Origin of the sequence: Nonomuraea sp. NPDC049141, from assembly GCF_040648415.1 — a bacterium.
Lineage (GTDB): Bacteria > Actinomycetota > Actinomycetes > Streptosporangiales > Streptosporangiaceae > Nonomuraea.
On the sequence record NZ_JBEZDR010000034.1, the window covers coordinates 90530 to 105102 of the forward strand.

13 protein-coding genes and 1 pseudogene are annotated in these 14573 nt (G+C 67.3%); 7 read left to right on the plus strand and 7 right to left on the minus strand.

Going from position 1 to position 14573, the window contains the following annotated elements:
• Window positions 1-30: 30 nt before the first annotated feature.
• The 4 genes from AB0B91_RS59375 to AB0B91_RS59390 all read left to right on the plus strand — a co-directional run bounded on the left by AB0B91_RS59375 (window position 31) and on the right by AB0B91_RS59390 (window position 4496).
• Window positions 31-474 carry a MarR family transcriptional regulator gene (locus AB0B91_RS59375; protein ID WP_358341069.1) on the plus strand — a complete coding sequence of 148 codons (444 nt, stop codon included), beginning with the start codon at window positions 31-33 and terminating at the stop codon, window positions 472-474.
• Between the two features lie 14 nt (window positions 475-488).
• Window positions 489-1703, plus strand: a complete 1215-nt coding sequence (locus AB0B91_RS59380) for an epoxide hydrolase (protein WP_358341071.1) — start codon at window positions 489-491, stop codon at window positions 1701-1703.
• A 127-nt stretch (window positions 1704-1830) separates the two neighbouring features.
• Window positions 1831-3474 carry a hypothetical protein gene (locus tag AB0B91_RS59385; RefSeq protein ID WP_358341073.1) on the plus strand — a complete coding sequence of 548 codons (1644 nt, stop codon included), beginning with the start codon at window positions 1831-1833 and terminating at the stop codon, window positions 3472-3474.
• Window positions 3471-4496 carry a hypothetical protein gene (locus tag AB0B91_RS59390; RefSeq protein WP_358341075.1) on the plus strand — a complete coding sequence of 342 codons (1026 nt, stop codon included), beginning with the start codon at window positions 3471-3473 and terminating at the stop codon, window positions 4494-4496. The genes AB0B91_RS59385 and AB0B91_RS59390 overlap by 4 nt, the downstream gene beginning before the upstream one ends.
• A gap of 9 nt (window positions 4497-4505) precedes the next feature.
• Here the strand turns inward: AB0B91_RS59390 and AB0B91_RS59395 are convergent, their stop codons facing one another.
• The 5 genes from AB0B91_RS59395 to AB0B91_RS59415 form a co-directional block, all read right to left on the minus strand.
• Window positions 4506-5105: an ATP/GTP-binding protein gene (locus tag AB0B91_RS59395; protein ID WP_358341077.1), complete on the minus strand. Its 600-nt coding sequence runs from the start codon at window positions 5103-5105 to the stop codon at window positions 4506-4508.
• Window positions 5086-5484, minus strand: a complete 399-nt coding sequence (locus AB0B91_RS59400; RefSeq protein WP_358341079.1) for a DUF742 domain-containing protein — start codon at window positions 5482-5484, stop codon at window positions 5086-5088. The genes AB0B91_RS59395 and AB0B91_RS59400 overlap by 20 nt, the downstream gene beginning before the upstream one ends.
• Window positions 5481-5912 (minus strand): roadblock/LC7 domain-containing protein, encoded by a 432-nt coding sequence (locus AB0B91_RS59405; protein WP_358341081.1) that lies wholly within the window; start codon window positions 5910-5912, stop codon window positions 5481-5483. The genes AB0B91_RS59400 and AB0B91_RS59405 overlap by 4 nt, the downstream gene beginning before the upstream one ends.
• Entirely contained in the window at window positions 5909-8194 is a 2286-nt protein-coding gene (locus tag AB0B91_RS59410) for a nitrate- and nitrite sensing domain-containing protein (RefSeq protein WP_358341083.1), read from the minus strand. Before AB0B91_RS59410 ends, AB0B91_RS59405 begins: the two co-directional genes overlap by 4 nt.
• Before the next feature lie 250 nt (window positions 8195-8444).
• Entirely contained in the window at window positions 8445-9512 is a 1068-nt protein-coding gene (locus tag AB0B91_RS59415) for a hypothetical protein (RefSeq protein WP_358341084.1), read from the minus strand.
• An 862-nt stretch (window positions 9513-10374) separates the two neighbouring features.
• On the opposite strand from AB0B91_RS59415, the gene AB0B91_RS59420 reads away from it, so the two are divergent.
• The 3 genes from AB0B91_RS59420 to AB0B91_RS59430 are packed head-to-tail and all read left to right on the plus strand — an operon-like array spanning window position 10375 to window position 12268.
• Window positions 10375-10497: a hypothetical protein gene (locus AB0B91_RS59420; protein WP_358341086.1), complete on the plus strand. Its 123-nt coding sequence runs from the start codon at window positions 10375-10377 to the stop codon at window positions 10495-10497.
• The gene (locus AB0B91_RS59425; protein WP_358341087.1) at window positions 10497-11009 is read left to right on the plus strand and encodes a TlpA disulfide reductase family protein; all 513 of its coding nucleotides are present in this window, start codon (window positions 10497-10499) and stop codon (window positions 11007-11009) included. The genes AB0B91_RS59420 and AB0B91_RS59425 overlap by 1 nt, the downstream gene beginning before the upstream one ends.
• Window positions 11006-12268 carry an ABC transporter ATP-binding protein gene (locus AB0B91_RS59430; RefSeq protein ID WP_358341089.1) on the plus strand — a complete coding sequence of 421 codons (1263 nt, stop codon included), beginning with the start codon at window positions 11006-11008 and terminating at the stop codon, window positions 12266-12268. The genes AB0B91_RS59425 and AB0B91_RS59430 overlap by 4 nt, the downstream gene beginning before the upstream one ends.
• On the opposite strand, the pseudogene AB0B91_RS59435 reads toward AB0B91_RS59430, so the two are convergent.
• Both AB0B91_RS59435 and AB0B91_RS59440 read right to left on the minus strand, forming a co-directional pair.
• Window positions 12258-12938, minus strand: a pseudogene (locus tag AB0B91_RS59435) (IS3 family transposase); the annotation flags it as partial. The gene AB0B91_RS59430 and the pseudogene AB0B91_RS59435 sit on opposite strands and share 11 nt — an antisense overlap.
• A 49-nt stretch (window positions 12939-12987) precedes the next feature.
• Window positions 12988-14289: an IS256 family transposase gene (locus AB0B91_RS59440; RefSeq protein WP_358341091.1), complete on the minus strand. Its 1302-nt coding sequence runs from the start codon at window positions 14287-14289 to the stop codon at window positions 12988-12990.
• Between the last annotated feature and the right edge of the window lie 284 nt (window positions 14290-14573).

Consider the following 14573-nt stretch of genomic DNA (forward strand, 5'->3'; position numbering starts at 1 on the left):
ATTTACATCAAACATCGATATAGTACGAGCGTGGACCACCCGCTGAACGTCGACGAGCTGACCACCGCGATCGAGGACTTCAACACGATCTTCATCCGGCTCCCGTCGGTCCGGAGGTTCAACTTCTCGACCCTGTCCGTGCTCCACACCCTGTCGCGGAAGGGGCCGCTGCGCCTGACCGATCTGACGGCCACGGAGCAGCTGAAGCAGCCGGCGCTCACGAGCCTGGTCGCGAAGCTTGAGCGAGACGGGCTGGTGTCACGCCGCCCGGACCCAAGCGACGGCCGTGCCGTGCTGCTCTCCCTTACCGAGGAGGGCAGGCGAATTGTCCGGTCTCGTCACGCGGACCGGGTGGCGAACCTGGCACGTCTCGTGGACCGGCTGAACGACCAAGAGCGCGAGGTGCTCGCCGGTTCGGCGCGCGTCCTGGCGCGTCTGACCGAGATCGCTGCGTCCGATGTCGCGGGCGAGTAGGTAAGGAGACAACCATGCCCCTTGAGCCGACGCCGCTCCACGTGTCCGACGAGGTGCTCGATGACCTGCGTCGCAGACTGACCATGACCAAATGGCCGCTGGACGCCGGCAACGACGACGGCTACTACGGGGTGCGCCGCTCGTACCTGCAGGAGCTCGTGGCGTACTGGGCGGACGGTTTCGACTGGCGCGCCGCCGAGCGCGCGATCAACGCCTACGAGCACTACCGCGTCGACGTCGGTGGAGTGCCGGTCCACTTCATGCGCAAGCCCGGCGTCGGGCCGAATCCGGTGCCGCTGATCCTCAGCCACGGCTGGCCGTGGACGTTCTGGCACTGGTCCAAGGTCATCGACCCGCTCGCCGACCCGGCCGCGTTCGGCGCCGATCCGGCGGACGCGTTCGACGTGATCGTGCCGTCGCTGCCCGGCTTCGGGTTCTCGACACCGCTGACGCATCACCCGGACATGAACTTCTGGAAGATCGCCGATGTCTGGCACGAGCTGATGACCGGTGTCCTCGGGTATGAGAAGTACGCGGCCGGCGGCTGCGACGTCGGCGCGCTGGTCACCGGGCAACTCGGGCACAAGTACGCCGACGAGCTCTACGCGATCCACATCGGGTCCGCCCTGAAACTCACGTTCTTCAACGGCGACCGCGCCTGGGACATCAGCGGCGGCAGACCCATCCCGGAGAACCTGCCGCCGGCCGACCACGAGCGGCTCATGGCCTTCGAAAAGCGCTTCGCCGTCCACCTGGCAGCGCACATGCTCGACTCGGCCACGCTCGGTTACGGACTGGCCGACTCCCCGGCCGGCATGCTCGCCTGGATGCTGGAACGTTGGACGAACTGGTCCGACAACCACGGGGACGTGGAAACCGTGTTCACCAGGGACGATCTCCTCACCCACGCGACGATCTACTGGGCGGGCGACGCCATCGACACCTCGATCCGCACGTACGCCAACAACAACCGCTACCCGTGGACGCCGTCGCATGACCGCCGGCCGGTGATCGAGGCGCCCACGGGCATCACCTTCGTCGGCTACGAGAATCCGCCCGGCGTGACGACCGGCGAAGAGCGGGTGAAGAGCTTCCTCGACAGCGACCGCGCCGCTTGGTACAACCACGTCAACATCACCACTCACGACCACGGCGGGCATTTCATCCCGTGGGAGATCCCGGACGAGTGGGTCGAAGACCTACGGCGTACGTTCCGCGGACGACGTTAGACCGGCTCCCTCGAAGAGCGCGGAACCATTTCGCGGCAAGGATCACGCGAGGTTGCGGCAAAGGCCGCGACGCCTCGTTCTCAGGTCTGCCAGGGTCGACGCGGCCTTGCTGATCTGGGGAGACATCATGAACCTTGTCGGGGATGACGAGCAGTTCGACCGCCTGCTCATCGCTGCCCGCTCATATTGGGAACATCGCCCTCCTCGGGATGACAGCGGGCCGGTGGTCGTGGCAGAGGCGTTGCACGAGGACATCAGGGTCATCGTGCGCAACCTGCTGGTGGCGAACGCGATCTGTGACCTGAGGTCGGCCCGGCTGGTCGTGCTCACCGGCACGGACCGGGACTGGAACGAGGTGCTTTGGGAGGAGTTCGACATCGAGCGGGTTCGGCGGCTGGCCGAGGCGTTCGGTGCCGACAAGGTGTTCGACGTGCATGACCTGGTGAATCGCCACCTCGCCGACCGAGATGACAGCCCGACAGAGGCGAGTGACTCCGAGACGATCGACGCCGTGGAGAAGGCGACGCTGATCCGGCTGGGCCGGGTACCGCGGCTGCCGGACACCGAGGAGCCTTGGCATCGATCGCGGCGTAGCCGTACCCGGGCCTTTGCCGCCGTCTACGACCGGTTGTTCGCCGAGCTGTCGCCGGACGCGCTGGTCACCAGCCATGTCGACTACGACCAGTGGGGGCTGGCGGTCGATACGGCCATCCGCCGGGAGATCCCGGTCGTGCACGTACAGAGCACCGGGACCCTGAAGGCGTACGCGCTCTTCCCGGAGCGGCGCAGAGGGCTCGGCACTTTCCGGGAGGAGCTGACCGGCCAGATCGCCGAGTATTTCGAGGAGTTCGTCTGGCCGCACCGGGACCTCATCAAGCCGAGCGCGGAGCTCCTGGCGTGGCGGGCGAAGGTCAACCTCGGCAGGCCGAGCTGGTGGCGAGCCGGAAACGTGAGCGATTTCGAAGTGCGTACCGAAACGGAGCGGCGCCAGATCCGCCAGCACGCGTGCGAACGTTTCGGGATCAACCCGGACCTGCCCGTGTTCACCGTCTTCCACCATGCCGTCTCCGACGCTCTCGGCACCAACCGGGAGCTGTTCGATGATCTGGCGCAATGGTTCGAGGAGACCGCGGACTTCGCCGCCGCCAACGACAGCGTGAACTGGCTCTTCCTGGATCATCCGAGCCAGTTCCGGTATGACACGACCGGCCATTTCGCCGTGGTCGCGGAACGCCATTCAGCGCGCGCGCACATGGCCTTCATGCCCAGCCTGGCACTGTCGAAGAACGTCCTGTGGAGCATGACCGAGGTCGGGGTGACGGTCCGCGGGAGCGTCTCCAGCGAGCTGCCCGCTTTCGGCATCCCGGTCATCCAGGCCGGTTGGTCCGAGTGGAGCGGATGCGGGCTGTCACACGTCGCCCAGACGCGGGACGACTATTGGCGGCTGCTCGGCGAGGCCGTCGCCAAGCACGCGAAGGGCGAGTCCATCCTGGGGCCCGAGCAGCGGGAGCGGGCCCGACTGTGGCTCTGGCTCTACCGCAGCGGGGCCGACGTGCCCTCGCCGCTGGTGCCGCACTGGGAGGTCGGGGCGGGCAACGAGTACCTGAGTACGCTCGTCGCCGGCCTGCGGCACGTGGAGCGCGACGGCGACCCGCTCTACTGCACGCTACGCAGGATGTGGGAGCGGCGCGACCCGCTGCTGAGCCGGTTCGACTTCCAGGATCCCAGTGGGTTCGCCGCGGCCCTGGCCGCTTCGAGGAGCGCGTCATGAGTACATCGCTGATCGCCGGCACCGCCACCGACTTCGACAGGCTCGTCGTGCCCTGCGAGGTGCCGATCGAGATCGCCGGCGGCCAGACGGCGGCGCTGCAGGTGGCCGACCAGGTGCATCGTGGCGTCCAGATCGTGGGCCGGTTCGAGCGCTCGGGACTGGCCGGCTTCAAGGTGGCCGCCGCGGGCCGCCGGCTGCGGGTCACGGTCACGCTGGCCGTGGACGCCGGTTCGGTGCGCGGCTGGCACGAGGGAGAGCCGGACCCGGCGGAGGCAGGTAAGGGCCTGCCACGGCTCATCCAGGTTCGCTCCCAGGGGCGGTTGCGCCAATGCGTGCTGCTGAAGGCGGGCAGCCGCATCAAGAGGAGTGTGGTCGTCTTCGACCTGCTGCCCGAGGAGATGCCGGACGATGGTCTGATCTGCATCGAGGCGCTGGACATCATGGAGGGCCGCGGCGTTTCCGGCGCGCTCCGGGAAGCCGTGACGGGATCCGTCATGGAAGACGGCGTAGCCGGGCTGCGCATCGACAGCGTGGCCTTCGCCGTGAGTCCGGCGGAGAACCAGGCCACGGCCGCCGCCCGCCAGACGTGGAACGGCGCGGGCAGCGAGGACTCCTCCCTGATCAGCTGCGGTGGCCTGACCGGCCGCCGTGACCGTGAGAGCCGCTCTCTCCGCTCCGGCCTGCTCATCGTCAACCCCACTCCTCCGGGCGTCTTCGGCTCGGGGGGCGCTCTGACCATTCGCCTCGGCAGCAGGGCGGAGGCCACATCGGGCAGGCGAGTTCGCGCGCTGATCCGGAAGGCCCGGCCCGGGGCCAACGGCTGGACCTTCAGAGCGGGCGCGCCGGCCGTACAGCAGGTCCTGAGCGTTCAGGACGGCGACCTGGCGCCGCCGATCCAGTCGACGAGCGGCAACATCACCGAGCTCGAGCTCCCGGCGCCCATGGACGCGCCGGTCCTCGTCGTCGTAACGGCCAAGCAAGGCGTCGTGCCCACCCTGCTGTCCACGACCTGGACTCCTTGACGGGCTTGGTCAGGCCACGGGGTGGGGCGCGACGGGGGACTGAGCGGCCATCAGGTGGTCGATGAGCGCGAGCAGTACGTCGCGGCCCGCCGTCCGGTCGCGGGCGTCACAGAGCACCAGCGGCACCTGCGGATCGAGGTCGAGTGCCTTGCGGATCTCCTCCTGCGTCCGGTCCTTGACGCCGTGGAAGCAGTTCACGGCGACGACGAAGGGGATCCGGCGGCTCTCGAAGAAGTCGATCGACGCGAAGCTCACGTCCAGCCGGCGGGTGTCGACCAGGACGATCGCTCCCATCGCTCCGTTGACCAGGTCGTTCCACATGAACCAGAAGCGTTCCTGCCCGGGGGTGCCGAACAGGTAGAGCACGAGCTGGCTGTTGAGGGTGATGCGCCCGAAGTCCAGTGCGACGGTCGTGGTGGACTTGCCGCTCAGCCCTTCCAGATCGTCCACGCCGACGCTGGCATGGGTCAGGTACTCCTCGGTACGCAGAGGAGCGACTTCGCTCACCGCGCCGACCAGCGTCGTCTTCCCGACGCCGAAGCCGCCGGCGATGAGGATCTTCACCGCCAGGGGAGCACCGTCCCCGTGGTCAGAGGTTGCGTAGCCCATCCCTCACCGCCTCAAGGATCGCCATACCGGGAAGGCCGCCCGCCTTGGCGAAGGCCAGGGGTGGCCGGGCCCGCAGTTGACCGGCCTCGATCAGATCGCCGATGAGGATCTTGGTCACCGACACCGGGAGGTTCAGCGCGGAGGCGACCTCGGCCACCGCCAGCGGCCGCGTGCACAGAGCGAGGATGGCGCGGTGCTCCGGCTGCGGTCTCCGGCGGCTGTGTCCGGTCTCCGAAGAGGACTCGGGGATCGCCGTCAGCAGGGTGATCAGCGTGAGGTCGTCCCGTTCGGAGATGGTTCGCCCGCCGGTGATCGTATAGGGGCGGACAAGGGACTCGTCGGCGCCGGCGTCGTCGAATCCCTCCGTCCAGTGTTTCATCCGTGTCTCCCCGCGTCGTCGGTCCGCGGGTTACGCGCGTCAGTCCCCAGCCTCTGGCCCACCTGCTGGACCAGGGTGTGCATCGCGACGGCCATCAGTTCGGCGTCGACCTCCTGGGACGCGACCACGGCCAGATGGGTGCCGCGGCCCGCGGACGTGATGAACAGCCACAGATCGGCCATCTCGATGATGACCTGGTGAACCGGTCCGCCGTTGAAGAGTTGCCCGACGCCGCGAGCCAGGCTCTGCTGGCCCGTGGCGATCGCGGCGAGGCGTTCGGCGTCCGCGCGTTCGATGGTCTTGGACCGGCTGATCACCAGGCCGTCGTCGGACAGCACGATGGCGTGCCGGGTGCCCGCGACCTGATCGACCAGGCCGTCCAGGAGCCAGTCCAGGTCTGTGTCGGTGGCGGTGGTTCGCTGCGTCATCCTCGATCTTCCGTCCTAGGGGAACCGGGTTCGGGCGATTCGTCCTGCCGGGGCTGGAAGGCGTCGTCACCGGTCCGGCTCCTGCGGGACTGCCTCTGGAACGCACCGATTGTGGCACTGGATCGCGTGGGCTGGTCACGTACGGCCCAGCTCTCCTGGTCGGTCTGTTCGTCCCTGTCCGCCGGGACCTTGAGCTCGGTGACCAGGCTCGCCTGGCGTACCCGCTGAGGCAGCGGGTCGAGGGGCGCGTCGCCCCGATCCGGTGATCCGGCGGCGGGTGCTGTCACATGTGCCATCGCGCGTCCCCTGGAGCGAGTCGGCAACTGTGCCTCTTCCTCGGGTGGGGTGCTTTCCGGCCTGGTGGGGGCCTCCTCGGGGACCGCGGCCGGCTTGGGTACCACCCGGGGGCGGCCCACCACCAGCGACGTCGGCAGCAGCACGATGACACGGGTGCCGCCGAAGGCCGACGTCCGCAGCGTCACCTGGAGTCCTAGGCTCGCGGCGAGCCGGGCGACCACGTACAGGCCGAGCCGCACATCGTCGGCGTGGGTCATCACATCGAGCTGCGGCGGCGACTGCATCAGGGCGTTGGCGGCCACGTACTGCTCGGGTTCCATGCCCAGGCCGCGGTCCTCGATCTCCACGGCGATGCCCCGGCTGACCGGTGCGGCCCGCACCTCGACGGGGGTCGGCGGCTTGGAGAAGGCGGTGGCGTTCTCCATCAGCTCCGCCAGGACGTGGACCAGCGGTCCCACCGCGCGCTCGGCTATCCAGGGCTCGCCCCCGACCTCGATCAGGATCCGTCGGTAGTCCTGGACCTCGCCTTGCGCGGCGCGCAGTACGTCGAGCAGGCGTACTGGCTTGCGCCAGCGGCGCTGTGGCTGGCCGCCGCCGAGGATCACCAGGTTCTCCTCGTAGCGGCGCAGCCGGGCGGTGAGGTGGTCCAGGTCGAACAGGCCCTCCAGCACCTCGGGGTCCTCGTGCTTGCGCTCCATCTCGTCGAGCTTCTTCAGCTGAAGACCGATGAGGATCTGGGTACGGCGGGCGATGCGCTGGAGCATGCGCTGGAAGCCACGGTGCTGTTCGGCCTGCCGTACGGCAGTGAGCACCGCGCTGCGGCTGGCCAGATTGAGGGCCTGCCCGAGCTCGCCGAGCTCGTCGGGAGTGGGCTCGACCATGTGTACTTCCGCGTCCACGTCGACGTCCTCGCCGCGCTCCAACCGGGCGACCACGTCGGGCAGCCGCTCCTGGAGTTCCTGGGCCTCCTCGCGCAGGTGGAGGATGCGCCGGCGAAGGATGGCGGTCAGGCGCCAACTGGTGACGATGACCAGGATCAGGGCGAGCAGGCCCACGCTGCTGACGCTCATGAAGACCGCGAAGAGCGTCTTGGCGTGGGCGTAGCCGATCTGGCTGACGTTCTCGAGCCGGAGGCTGAGGACCTGCAGCAGTTGCGGGGAGATCGTGTCCACCGAGGAGCGCCACGCGCCGCTGACCTCGCGCAGTGACACCTGGCCGTTCTCGCCGCCGGTCCCGGAGGTGACCAGCCGCTCCTCCAGAGCGGTCATGGCCTGCCACGCCTTGCTGGCCGTCAGCGTTCCGTACTGGCTCTCGTTCGCCAGGAGGCTGGGGGCCACCCGGGACCGCAGGAGGTGCTCCTTGGTGCCGATGGCGTCGGCGACCAGGTCCCACTCGTCCTTCGTCAGATGCCCGGTGTCCCAGCCGCGGGCCAGAACGGCGTCTTCGCGGCCGAGCATGTCGATGACCCAGAAGAGGTCGACCAGCGTCTGCGCCTTGGTGCCCACCTCGCCGTGCTCGGTGTGGCTGAGGGCGGTCAATACGCTGAGGTCGGACTCGATGACGCCGGTGTAATAGTCGTACGCCTTCTGCTCACTGGACGAACCGCCGTCCACCCCTCGGCGCTGCTGGTCGAGGAGGCCGAGGCCGCGCACGGTCCGGATGACGGCCTCGGAGAGCCCCTCCTGCCCGTTGGGGGCGTCCAGAGTCGCCAGCGGACGGAAGACGCTCACGGCCTTGTCGGTCACCGCGCGCTGCTTGGCGAGCTCGTCCCGGGCGGTGCCACGGGGGTCGGCCTGTGCCTCCGCGGTGAGTCGCCGCTCCTGGTCAAGGGTGAAGAACAGGTTGGCCGCGGGTCTGCCGACGGTGGTGGTGGCCAGATCCATCTGGGCCTTCTCCGACTGCCACTGACTGAACAGTTGGTACATGCCCGAAGCCAACAGCGGGGCGAACGTCACGCTCGGGATGAACACCACAATGATCAGCACTGTACGCAGGGTCAGCCGGCGGCCACCGGCCGGTCGACGCGGCCGGCCGCTGGTCGACCCCGATAACCCGTTCTCGTCGCCCACGGTCCGTGTTCTTCGCCGCCCGGCCCTGCCCAATCCAGCCACGTGCCGGACACTCCTCACCGGTCGCTGCGCCCATGCCTAAAATCGCCAAAGTAGGCGATTAGTGCCCGATGGTAGCGATACGGCAGTTGGGGCCGAAAGCCCCGCCTCACTGACGTGTTGGAGTTCAGTGCGCGTTGCCTGACTGGATGTCGAGCGCTGAGGTGCTGCCCGGCCAGACACCGCTGAGGTCGATCTGACGTACGCCGCCGGCCCATTGGCCCAGCGGGGTGTTCCATTCGAAGCGGTGGTGCTCGTCGGAGAACACGCCCTTGAAGGCGAGATCGAGAACCAGGTTGGTGGCATCGAGGGGAACTGCCCCGATGGTCGCACTGAGCCCGGCGGGAATCAGGGCGGTCCTGGTCACGGACTGGTCCGTGTCGTAGGTGAGCGTCGCGTTCACGACATAGGTACAGCCAGGGACGCTGTTCAGCAGCAGCTCAAAGGAGCCGAGGACGCCCGTCCACTTCTCGATCACTGTCTTGCCGTCGAACGAGGCGAAGGTATAGGCGATGGGCGCGGGACCTGGGGCCAGGGATTCGGGCGTCTCCGGCCAGAGGTGCCGGGAGACGCTCTTGTCGGCCGAGGCGGTCCTGAATGATCCCTGGCCTGACCCCTGCCCGAGCATGTCGTGGACCGCGCCCGCAGATCCGCTCAGGGAGAACGTCGTGTTCTCCGTCTGCGCCGCGATGTTCACGCCGCTCTTCGCCCAGATCACGCTCGTGACAACGCCGAAGCCCTGACTGATTCGGTGGTCGGTGCTCATGTTGTGCGTTTCGGCGGTCGCTGCCAACCATTCCAGCCGGCTGCTGAGCAAACTCAGGTCCAGGAACTCCTCCGAGGTCACCGCGAACTCCGAGAACATCGATCCGGACCGCTCCAGACTCCAGGAAACCGTGACCTCCGCATTCACCTTGGTCCCCGTGTCGGGGTCGATGACCGTCCCGTCGGCGCCGAGGTCGACCTCCTTACGAGACACGTGCTCAGACATGACCGACCACCGTTGTGAGATCGGCCGCGATGTGGTCGTCAGACCGGGGATGGCCACTCCGACCGGCGTGAACGCCCCGGTGCCCGGGTCCAGAACACCGACGGCGCCGGGGGCGATCGCCGGGTTCAGCGACCAGTTGCCCCAGTAGCCCTGCCGTTCTCTGCGGATGAGCTGAGCGAAGACGACATCCCATGTGACAGTCAATCTCTCGGCCTCCTCTTGTGGGCGGATTTCGTTCCGCTCCATCTTCGGAACTTCCGGGAATGGAAGCGAGGAGAATCCTTGGAAAAGGGTTCAACTGTGGCTAGCGGGATGTATCGGTAACTCCGTCAACATAGATATGTCTGGCTTGTAGTTGTTCGCGGGAGATGGATGCGAGCAATTATCAGGATTTATGGGTAAATATCTCCGTTCGAGCCGGTATGGCTCGTGCGGGATGTACGGCGGCGCAAGATCGTTCGGGTGTGCCCGACGCCCTCGTACGAGCGCGAAGATCATCTTCAGTCGCATGCGGGACGGCGGGACGAGTCCAAGGCGTCCTCTCGCAACATGATCATCTACGGCCGGGTCGCGGCGGGATCCAAGCGCGGAGGCGTTCAGCGGAACTTTCGGTCCCATCTGTGGTGCGATACATGTTGTCCGAAATTACGAAAACCTGTACCTCTTGATCATTGTTAGAGAAATTAACCTTGACCGTTGCGCTGTAATTCGGAAGACCGGATCATCGTGATCATCATCATCTCGCCCCGCAAGGCCAGAGTCTCGTTGATCGTCTGCTGACGCGCGTCGCCCACAAGGTGACCGTCGAGGCAGGCTGCAGCAACTACTACTACTGCTCGGGTGGCATCAAGTACCTCCGTCAGTGCTGTCTGGACGAAGGTTGCCAGACGGTCAAGGTCGGCACCTGCTGATCCGGCTGAAGTAGGCGCTCCGCGGGTGGCGGCCGGCCGCCGCCCGCACGCCGACGGGGACAGAAGGCGCTCTGCCGCTGCTTCGGTACATCCGCCGCCCCCTTGGTGTAACAGCCCGCTGATCATCGCAGCCGCACTCGGCGTACTGCTGCCTGGTGGCCTGCCCGCACCTGGCGGCGCGGCTCTGGCAGGTGCTGCGGGGCTCATCGGGGCTCATCGGGGCGATACTGATCGCCCCTTTCGACGACATCGTCGATCTCTTCGCGAGGAACGTCTGATGCCTTACCTGACCGCAGCCGTCGTGCTCATCGGTCTGCTTTGCGTGTTGAATCTGCTGCTCACCCTGAGCCTGATCCGCCGGCTGAGGCAGACGAGCGGGGGAGGCGTCCAGCATGCCGGGCCGCCCATCGCGTTGCAGCCTGGCTCGCCCGTCGGCGAGTTCGCCGCCGTGACCGTCGATGGCGAGCCGGTGTCCCACGATACGGTCGCCGGCCTGGTCGGGTTCTTCTCCGCCGGATGCGAACCCTGCCACAAGCTGCTTCCCCACTTCACCGAGCGTGCCCGCACCCTCGGACGGGAGAACGTGCTGGCGGTGGTCGCCGGGGACGACGCGGAGGCGGTCGAAGCGCTCGCGCCGGTGGCCCGTGTGATCGTGGAGGACTACGACGGCCCGGTGGCAGGCGCGTTCCAGAACACCTGGACCCCGGCGCTCTACCTGCTCGGCTCCGATCACCGCGTCGTCGCCGCGGGCGGACGCCTGGAGGACCTTTCCGTCGCATCGACGGCATGAGCGACCCGGGGCCGAGCCGACAGGCCGGGATCCGGGACCTGGCCTCGGCCGCCGTGGAGGCCATATCGCTGACCTGGCGGTCGGCACCATTAGGGGTCACCGGCTACGTCTTTCTGACACTCGCCGAGGCGGTGGCCCCAATCGCTACCGTATGGCTGACCAAATCGGTCATCGACCGGCTGGCGACCCCCGATGGCGCGGTCGCGAGCCTCGCGCTCGGGCTGGCCGCGGCCGGTCTGGCCGCCGCCGCGCTCCCGGGGATCGGCCGCTATCTGCGCGCCCAGACCGGGCGCCTCGCGCGAGCCGACGCGATCGACCGGCTGTTCGCGGCGGCCGAGCGGCAGGTTGGCCTCCGGCGTTTCGAGGACCCGGTGTTCCTCGACCGGCTGCGCCTCGCGCAGGAGGGCGCCGGGAGCACCGGCGACCTCGTCAGCGGAATCTGCGGAAGCCTGAACGGAGTCCTGTCCCTCATCGGATTCGTGGGCTCCCTTCTGATCCTCAGCCCTGCCATGACCGCCCTGGTACTGCTGGCCGCCGTCCCAGCACTGGTCGCTGAACTGCTGCTGACGCGGAGACGGGCCACCATGCAGTGGGACATCGAGCAGATCCACCGCCGCGAGTTCTTCTACAGCCGGCTGCTCACCGGAGTCCAGGCCGCCACGGAGATCCGGTTGTTCGGCATCGGCGCGTTCCTTCGCGCACGGATGATGGCTGAGCGAGGCAGGGCCGACACCGCCGAAAGCCGGATGGACCGCCGTGAACTGGTCACTCAGGGTGGCCTGACCACGCTGAGCGCGGCGGTCGCGGGTGTCGGTCTGTGGTGGGCGATCACGGCCGCCCGCGCGGGGTCCCTCAGCGTTGGCGACGTCGCCATGTTCGTAGCGGCCGTCGGCGGGGTGCAGGCCGCACTCAACATGCTCGTCTCCTCGATGGCGTCCGTCCACGAGCGGCTCCTCACCTTCTCGCACTACGTCGCGGTGATCAGGACCGAGCCCGACCTGGCGAGCGTGGACGAGGGCACGGCCCCCGCGCTGCGCCAGGGCATCGAACTGCGGGACGTTTGGTTCCGCTACAGCGACGACCATCCATGGGTCCTACGCGGGGTCGATCTGACGATTCAGCACGGCCGTACGGTCGCCCTGGTGGGCTTGAACGGCGCCGGCAAGAGCACCCTCATCAGGTTGCTCTGCAGGATGTACGACCCGACGCGCGGCCGGATCCTGAACCGCCCCGGCTTTGATGGAGAGCTCAGGGGTTGATTCCAACGAGGTCGTTGGGCTGCTGTTGAGCGTAGTAGAGGGCTTCGTACTCCTTCGGCGGGATGTTGCCGATTGAGGAGTGCAGGCGGGTCGTGTTGAACCATTCAACCCATTCGGCGGTGGCCAGTTCCACGTCGGGCAAGCTGCGCCAGGGCCCGCGAGGTTTGATCAGCTCGGTCTTGTAGAGACCGATCTGCGATTCCATCAGCGCATTGTCCAGCGCGTCTCCGACCGTGCCGATGGAGGCGTCGATGCCGGCGGTCATCAGGTGGGCGGTGAAGCGGAAACAGGTGTATTGGCTGCCGGCGTCCGAGTGATGGACCAGGCCAGGCCCGGCGGGACGTCCGGTGCGGTCGCGCCGCCACAACGCCATGTCCAGGGCGTCCAGCACCAGGTCGGCGCGCTTGGACAGCGAGGCCGTCCAGCCGACGATCGCACGGGAGTACACGTCGACGACGAAGGCGACGTAGACGATTCCGCACCAGGCGTGAACGTAGGTGAAGTCGGCGACCCAGACCGTGTTCGGCCGGGGCGCGGTGAAGTCCCGCTTGACCAGGTCGGCCGCCCGCTGGTGGCCGGGATCGGCCATGGTGGTGCGGATCTTCTTGCCCCGGCGGGCTCCTTGCAGGCCCAGGGCGCGCATCCGTCGCTCGACCGTGCACCGCGCGACCTGGTGGGGGACTGTCCAGTAAATGGTGTAACTCGATCTTGAATCAGTTTTATCGGGTGGTCGGGGTCAGGCGGCCTTCGAAGGTGATGGCGAAGGCGTTGAGGGCAGCTTTCCAGCGGGTGATCCAGCGTTTGCGGCCTTTGCCGGTCGGGTCCAGGCTCATGATCGCCATGTAGACGCACTTGAGCGCGGCCTGCTCGTTGGGGAAGTGGCCACGGGCCTTGACCGCCCGCCGGATGCGGGCGTTGACCGACTCGATGGCGTTGGTGGAGCAGATCACCCGGCGGATCTCGGTGTCGAAGTTGAGGAAGGGCACGAACTCGGCCCAGGTGTCCTCCCACAACTTCACGATCGCCGGATACTTGCCGCCCCACAGCTCGGCGAATTCGTAGAACCGCTCGAGCGCGGCCGCCTCGGTGGGTGCGGTGTAGACGGGCTTGAGAGCCTTGGCGACGGCGTCCCAGTGCTGGCGAGCGGCGTAGCGGAAGCTGGCGCGCAACAGGTGAACGACACATGTTTGCACCACCGCCCGCGGCCAGACGGTCTCGATGGCCTGCGGCAGCCCTTTCAGGCCGTCGCAGACCACCATCAGCGCGTCACCGACGCCCCGGTTCTTGATCTCGGTCAGCACATGCAGCCAGAACTTCGCGCCCTCGCCACCGTCGCCGGCCCACAAGCCGAGGATGTCGCGCTCGCCGTCGACGGTCACCGCCATCGCCACGTAGATCGGCCGGTTGGCTACCTGGCCCTCGCGCAGCTTGACGTGGATGGCGTCGATGAAGATCACCGGGTAGACAGGGTCGAGAGGCCGGTTCTGCCATTCGGCCATCCCCTCCAGCACCTTGTCGGTGATGGTGGAAATGGTCTGTTTGGAGACCTCGGCGCCATACACCTCGGCCAGATGCGCGGAGATCTCCCCGGTGGTCAGGCCCTTGGCAGCCAGCGAGATCACCATTTCATCCACCCCGGACAGCCGCCGCTGCCGTTTGCGCACGATCTTCGGCTCGAAGCTGCCGTCCCGATCACGCGGCACAGTGATCTCCACCGGCCCGACATCGGTGATGACCGTCTTGGACCGGCTCCCATTGCGCGAGTTGCCCGTCTCACTGCTGACCCGCTCGTGCTTGTTGTAGCCGAGATGATCGGTGATCTCACCCTCAAGGGCGGACTCCAGCACCAGCTTGGTCAGCCGCCCCAGCAGCCCGTTCTCACCCACCAGCTCCATGCCCTCGGCGCGGGCCTGCTCGACCAGCCGGCCGACGAGCTCGCGATCCGAGTCCTTAGGCTCCTTACGCGCCACCGCGGTGTCCTCCAGGTCGATCTCCGTCGATGCCTGGATCACAGTACTCATCAGGTGTGTTCTCCTTGATCAGGAGTTACACCGAAAACCGTACAGTCCCGGTTTCGGCAGCAACTTGGAAGGTCCGGCCCGACCAAGTGAGGCATCGGACTAGAAGTGGAAAGCTCTTATTGGCTTTCACGGCGCTCCGACCGGTGCTTCGGGTGCCGTCTCGCCCCCGCCAAGGGCAGGCATTCCACGCTAGGAGTGTCCTGAAGATCTTGGTGGGCGGGTCGGTATGCGTCGGCCCGTCTGCTGGTTATGGAGTGGCGGGATCGAGGGTCCAGGTGTTGTTG